Annotated in this window: 4 protein-coding genes, 4 tRNA genes and 2 rRNA genes (1 of these 10 cut by a window edge); all 10 read right to left on the reverse strand. The window is 53.5% G+C overall.

Features of this window, described 5'->3' with window-relative positions; genetic code table 11:
- Positions 1–2: 2 nt before the first annotated feature.
- Entirely contained in the window at positions 3–371 is a 369-nt protein-coding gene (gene secE, locus AC3IT9_RS26265) for a preprotein translocase subunit SecE (protein WP_007984402.1), read from the reverse strand.
- Positions 372–416: 45 nt separating this feature from the next.
- Positions 417–492, reverse strand: a tRNA-Trp gene (locus AC3IT9_RS26270).
- A 174-nt stretch (positions 493–666) separates the two neighbouring features.
- Positions 667–742, reverse strand: a tRNA-Thr gene (locus AC3IT9_RS26275).
- A gap of 26 nt (positions 743–768) precedes the next feature.
- A tRNA-Gly gene (locus AC3IT9_RS26280) sits at positions 769–842 on the reverse strand.
- A 23-nt stretch (positions 843–865) separates the two neighbouring features.
- Positions 866–950, reverse strand: a tRNA-Tyr gene (locus tag AC3IT9_RS26285).
- A gap of 143 nt (positions 951–1,093) precedes the next feature.
- Positions 1,094–1,534: a hypothetical protein gene (locus AC3IT9_RS26290; protein ID WP_150726864.1), complete on the reverse strand. Its 441-nt coding sequence runs from the start codon at positions 1,532–1,534 to the stop codon at positions 1,094–1,096.
- A 7-nt stretch (positions 1,535–1,541) separates the two neighbouring features.
- Entirely contained in the window at positions 1,542–2,291 is a 750-nt protein-coding gene (locus AC3IT9_RS26295) for a pantothenate kinase (protein ID WP_489271343.1), read from the reverse strand.
- A complete protein-coding gene (birA, locus tag AC3IT9_RS26300) occupies positions 2,281–3,240 on the reverse strand; it encodes a bifunctional biotin--[acetyl-CoA-carboxylase] ligase/biotin operon repressor BirA (RefSeq protein WP_150726862.1) in 960 nt (319 codons plus the stop codon). The genes AC3IT9_RS26295 and birA overlap by 11 nt, the downstream gene beginning before the upstream one ends.
- Positions 3,241–3,375: 135 nt before the next feature.
- Positions 3,376–3,491, reverse strand: a 5S ribosomal RNA gene (rrf, locus tag AC3IT9_RS26305).
- 150 nt (positions 3,492–3,641) lie between these two features.
- A 23S ribosomal RNA gene (locus AC3IT9_RS26310) occupies positions 3,642–6,228 on the reverse strand; it runs 307 nt beyond the window's last position.

Below are 6,228 nucleotides of genomic sequence, written 5' to 3' on the forward strand. Positions count from 1 at the left end.
CCTTAGCCGACGATCAAGGAAACAAGCCAACCGAGCAGGGAATCAAGCCCCCACAACAGCAACGCCATAACCAGGACAACAGCCACAACGATCAACGTGGTCTGCGTGGTTTCTTGGCGAGTTGGCCAAACGACTTTACGAATTTCGGTGCGCGCTTCCTTAACCAGTACAAAGAAAGACTTGCCCTTGACCGTCTGCAGGCCTACAAAGGCAGCTACGGCAGCAATAGCAAGCAATGCGAGTACGCGGTACAGGATCGGCGAAGCAGAAAAGTACTGATTGCCAACAACGCCAACAACCACCAGAGCGACTACTACAAGCCACTTGAGGAGGTCGAAACGAGAGCCTTGAGCTTCAGCTTTAGGAGTCATCTATGAAGATCCTGTGAAAAGAAAGCCAGACACACCGAGTGAATCTGGCAGGTCAGGAGGGAATCGAACCCCCAACCTACGGTTTTGGAGACCGTCGCTCTGCCAATTGAGCTACTGACCTAAAACAAAATCAGGCCGACCATTATGCCGACCCGAAAAAGACTTTACAACACTTACCAGGCGATCCTGGTTGCAACACCGGCATTCACGACACCGGCAACCCTCAGAAACACAATCAGGCGCAACCACTACCACCTAAAACAAAGGCAGATATTTTCATATCTGCCTTGTTATATGGAGCTCTTGAGCGGATTTGAACCGCTGACCTCACCCTTACCAAGGGTGTGCTCTACCAACTGAGCTACAAGAGCGTAACACTGTGCAAAACCTGTAAACTTGGAGCGGGTAGCGGGAATCGAACCCGCATCATCAGCTTGGAAGGCTGAGGTTCTACCACTAAACTATACCCGCGAGGCTTACAGCTCTCGCTAAAATGGTGGAGGGGGAAGGATTCGAACCTTCGAAGTCGTAGACGTCAGATTTACAGTCTGATCCCTTTGGCCGCTCGGGAACCCCTCCTAAGCGAGCCGGCATTCTACATCATGCCAGCCTTCTGTCAAGCATTTTTCTCATTAAAAACCTGAGCTTAGCTGCGTTGACCTCGCTTCACACCGCTAACCGTTTCCGGTGTTCGCTGTGGAGCGGGCGCCATTCTATGCAAACTATTCGGCGGGTGCAACCCCCTCGCACGGCATTATTTTATGTTTTAACTCATTGAATTCTTTAGAAAGGTTTATCAGCTGCAAATCGTCCAGCCAACGCCGGCTTTCCGGTGCAATACGCACCCAATACCCTGCCCCTTCGGTCGCAGCTTTCGGCAGGGACTGATACTTGACCTCCATCCCGCTCAAGCGTCGCTCAACCGCCTGCGCGGCCTCCTGGCGCGTATAGCCGCCCAGATAAAGGCAGCCATTGTCTGTCGAGACAGCTTTACCCTTATCCTTGGATACGTCACTTGCTTCGCTCAACAAGCGGATATCTTGTTGAGACCCGCGATACAGACTCAAAGGCGTGACATCCTTCGCGCGCAGAGGAGCCTCTTGTTGATGCCAGATGTAGTAGAAGCCATTGAGGACAAGCAGCAGCAGAAACAACCAACGCATAAAAACCTCAGGACAAGGGACAGGCCATGGCCAATCCGACAAACACCAAGTCCGGAACTACCCTGGCCCGAGGCACGACCTCAGTGACCAGGCTCGCATCCCCCCCGGTGAGGAACACGACAAAGTCCTCACCCCAGTAACTGCGCGCCAACTCGAGCTGGGTCAGCACGAAACCGCGCAACATCAACAGACAACCACGCTCTACAGCCTCGACAGTCGCGCGACCAGGAACAAGACTTTCCAGAGCCTGCTCGGCCGCCAGATCCCCATAACGAATTTTTCGGGTGTGGGTGCGCAACTGGTTGCGCATCAACGGCATCCCCGGACAGATGAAACCACCCAGGTGCTCTCCATCCGCCGCGATAAAGTCAGCGGTCACGGCCGTACCGAAATCGAGCACCAGGCACGCACCTGAAGCCAGATGAAAACCTCCGAGCATTGCGAGCCACCGATCCAGCCCCAGCCGCTCAAACTCTTCATACCCATTGCGCACGCCTGACATTTCGCGCGCAGGCGTTGCGCACACAACCGGCACATCAAAGGTATCGCCGAGCAAAGACGTCAGCGCAGCGGTTTCCTCCGCGGTCCTGACGCTCACCAACCGGCAAAACGTGAGGGCAAGCCCTTTGAGCGCTCCCAACCCCTCCAGCAATCCAAGATTGGAATCGACGACCCCTTCACCCAGCACCTGCCCGGCATTAGCGGCAAGCACACGCCACTTGATGAAACTATTCCCACAATCGAGCTCAAGAATCATCACGCAACCTCAGGCTCAACTCACCACCACTGAAGACTTTCTCCACACCATCCACCTTCAGGCGCAAGGCGCCCTGGCCATCAATACCAAGCACTTCACCATCAATTTGATTGACGCCGGCAATCAACGACACGCTTCGCCCCTGCCACAGGTGATTTTGCTCCCACTCTGACTGGATGGCCAAAAAACCACCCGCTTGGTGACGAGCCAGGTATCGCTGCAGCATCTCCCCCAGCATCGCAACCAATTGGTTGCGATCAAACAATTTGCCTGACTCGAGCCGCAGGGATGTCCACTGCTGGTCCACCTCATCAGCGGACTGCATGTTCACATTGATTCCCACCCCCAGGACCACGTGACACACATCAGCAGGATCACCAACCAACTCGAGCAGTATTCCCGCGATCTTTTTCTGACCTACAAGGACATCGTTCGGCCATTTCAATCCAGCGGATGCAATACCGAGCTCACGTAACGTCTGCAAGACAGCGAGTCCAACGACAAGACTCAAGCCCTCCAGCTGACGCATCCCACCATCAATGCGTAGCACCAGGCTGTAATAGACGTTTTCCGCGAATGGACTGACCCACTTGCGACCACGTCGCCCGCGACCGGCAGTCTGCCGCTCCGAAAGCACCACAAAGGGTGCCGCTTGCCCGCGCCCAATAGCGCGCAGTGCTTCGGCATTGGTGGAGTCGATTGAATCGTAAACCTGGATGGGCCAGGCGCAAGAGTGCGCCTGAGCGCTTATCTCGGCAGGATCGAGCAGCGCTAATGGCGTGGACAATTGATAGCCGCGCCCACGAACCTTATGAATAGACAAACCCAGCTCAGCTTCCAAATGCTGAAGCTGCTTCCACACAGCACTACGACTGACGCCCAGGGCAGCACCCAATGCTTGACCCGAATGGAATCGGCCATCTTTAAGAAGCTTTAACAACGTCAGCATGCAGGTCTCGCCTCACAATGAGGCCCGCATGATAGCCACGCATCGAGCGATTGCATAGAAATCCAGCAGCCGTGGCTTTCCTGCGGACAAAAACAAAACCCCAACTGCTTTCGCAATTGGGGTTTCGGAATTTAATCTTGACGATGACCTACTCTCACATGGGGAAACCCCACACTACCATCGGCGATGCATCGTTTCACTGCTGAGTTCGGGATGGGATCAGGTGGTTCCAACGCTCTATGGTCGTCAAGAAATTCGGGTACTGAGTCGTGACCAGTTGGCCGCGCTTCAGCAAATTGGGTATGTGATAGCTTTCGGTGTTTTGTAAGATTCGAACTTTCGGTTCTTGCGTCTTCACACACCGCAATCTGGCCTTTCGACGCAAATTGCTTGGGTGTTATATGGTCAAGCCTCACGGGCAATTAGTATTGGTTAGCTCAACGCCTCACAGCGCTTACACACCCAACCTATCAACGTCGTAGTCTTCGACGGCCCTTCAGGGGACTCAAGGTCCCAGTGAGATCTCATCTTGAGGCAAGTTTCCCGCTTAGATGCTTTCAGCGGTTATCTTTTCCGAACATAGCTACCCGGCAATGCCACTGGCGTGACAACCGGAACACCAGAGGTTCGTCCACTCCGGTCCTCTCGTACTAGGAGCAGCCCCTCTCAAATCTCAAACGTCCACGGCAGATAGGGACCGAACTGTCTCACGACGTTCTAAACCCAGCTCGCGTACCACTTTAAATGGCGAACAGCCATACCCTTGGGACCGGCTTCAGCCCCAGGATGTGATGAGCCGACATCGAGGTGCCAAACACCGCCGTCGATATGAACTCTTGGGCGGTATCAGCCTGTTATCCCCGGAGTACCTTTTATCCGTTGAGCGATGGCCCTTCCATACAGAACCACCGGATCACTAAGACCTACTTTCGTACCTGCTCGACGTGTCTGTCTCGCAGTCAAGCGCGCTTTTGCCTTTATACTCTACGACCGATTTCCGACCGGTCTGAGCGCACCTTCGTACTCCTCCGTTACTCTTTAGGAGGAGACCGCCCCAGTCAAACTACCCACCATACACTGTCCTCGATCCGGATAACGGACCTGAGTTAGAACCTCAAAGTTGCCAGGGTGGTATTTCAAGGTTGGCTCCACGCGAACTGGCGTCCACGCTTCAAAGCCTCCCACCTATCCTACACAAGCAAATTCAAAGTCCAGTGCAAAGCTATAGTAAAGGTTCACGGGGTCTTTCCGTCTAGCCGCGGATACACTGCATCTTCACAGCGATTTCAATTTCACTGAGTCTCGGGTGGAGACAGCGCCGCCATCGTTACGCCATTCGTGCAGGTCGGAACTTACCCGACAAGGAATTTCGCTACCTTAGGACCGTTATAGTTACGGCCGCCGTTTACCGGGGCTTCGATCAAGAGCTTCGCGTTAGCTAACCCCATCAATTAACCTTCCGGCACCGGGCAGGCGTCACACCCTATACGTCCACTTTCGTGTTTGCAGAGTGCTGTGTTTTTAATAAACAGTCGCAGCGGCCTGGTATCTTCGACCGGCGTGGGCTTACGGAGCAAGTCCTTCACCCTCACCGGCGCACCTTCTCCCGAAGTTACGGTGCCATTTTGCCTAGTTCCTTCACCCGAGTTCTCTCAAGCGCCTTGGTATTCTCTACCCAACCACCTGTGTCGGTTTGGGGTACGGTTCCTGGTTACCTGAAGCTTAGAAGCTTTTCTTGGAAGCATGGCATCAACCACTTCGTGTTCTAAAAGAACACTCGTCATCAGCTCTCGGCCTTAGAATCCCGGATTTACCTAAGATTCCAGCCTACCACCTTAAACTTGGACAACCAACGCCAAGCTGGCCTAGCCTTCTCCGTCCCTCCATCGCAATAACCAGAAGTACAGGAATATTAACCTGTTTTCCATCGACTACGCTTTTCAGCCTCGCCTTAGGGACCGACTAACCCTGCGTCGATTAACGTTGCGCAGGAAACCTTGGTCTTTCGGCGTGGGTGTTTTTCACACCCATTGTCGTTACTCATGTCAGCATTCGCACTTCTGATACCTCCAGCAAGCTTCTCAACTCACCTTCACAGGCTTACAGAACGCTCCTCTACCGCATCATCCGAAGATGATACCCGTAGCTTCGGTGTATGGTTTGAGCCCCGTTACATCTTCCGCGCAGGCCGACTCGACTAGTGAGCTATTACGCTTTCTTTAAAGGGTGGCTGCTTCTAAGCCAACCTCCTAGCTGTCTAAGCCTTCCCACATCGTTTCCCACTTAACCATAACTTTGGGACCTTAGCTGACGGTCTGGGTTGTTTCCCTTTTCACGACGGACGTTAGCACCCGCCGTGTGTCTCCCATGCTCGGCACTTGTAGGTATTCGGAGTTTGCATCGGTTTGGTAAGTCGGGATGACCCCCTAGCCGAAACAGTGCTCTACCCCCTACAGTGATACATGAGGCGCTACCTAAATAGCTTTCGAGGAGAACCAGCTATCTCCGAGCTTGATTAGCCTTTCACTCCGATCCACAGGTCATCCGCTAACTTTTCAACGGTAGTCGGTTCGGTCCTCCAGTCAGTGTTACCTAACCTTCAACCTGCCCATGGATAGATCGCCCGGTTTCGGGTCTATTCCCAGCGACTAGACGCCCTATTAAGACTCGCTTTCGCTACGCCTCCCCTATTCGGTTAAGCTCGCCACTGAAAATAAGTCGCTGACCCATTATACAAAAGGTACGCAGTCACCCAACAAAGTGGGCTCCCACTGCTTGTACGCATACGGTTTCAGGATCTATTTCACTCCCCTCTCCGGGGTTCTTTTCGCCTTTCCCTCACGGTACTAGTTCACTATCGGTCAGTCAGTAGTATTTAGCCTTGGAGGATGGTCCCCCCATATTCAGACAAAGTTTCTCGTGCTCCGTCCTACTCGATTTCATGACCAAGAGATTTTCGCGTACAGGGCTATCACCCACTATGGCCGC

It is taken from the genome of Pseudomonas sp. KH_046_1, assembly GCF_057839025.1.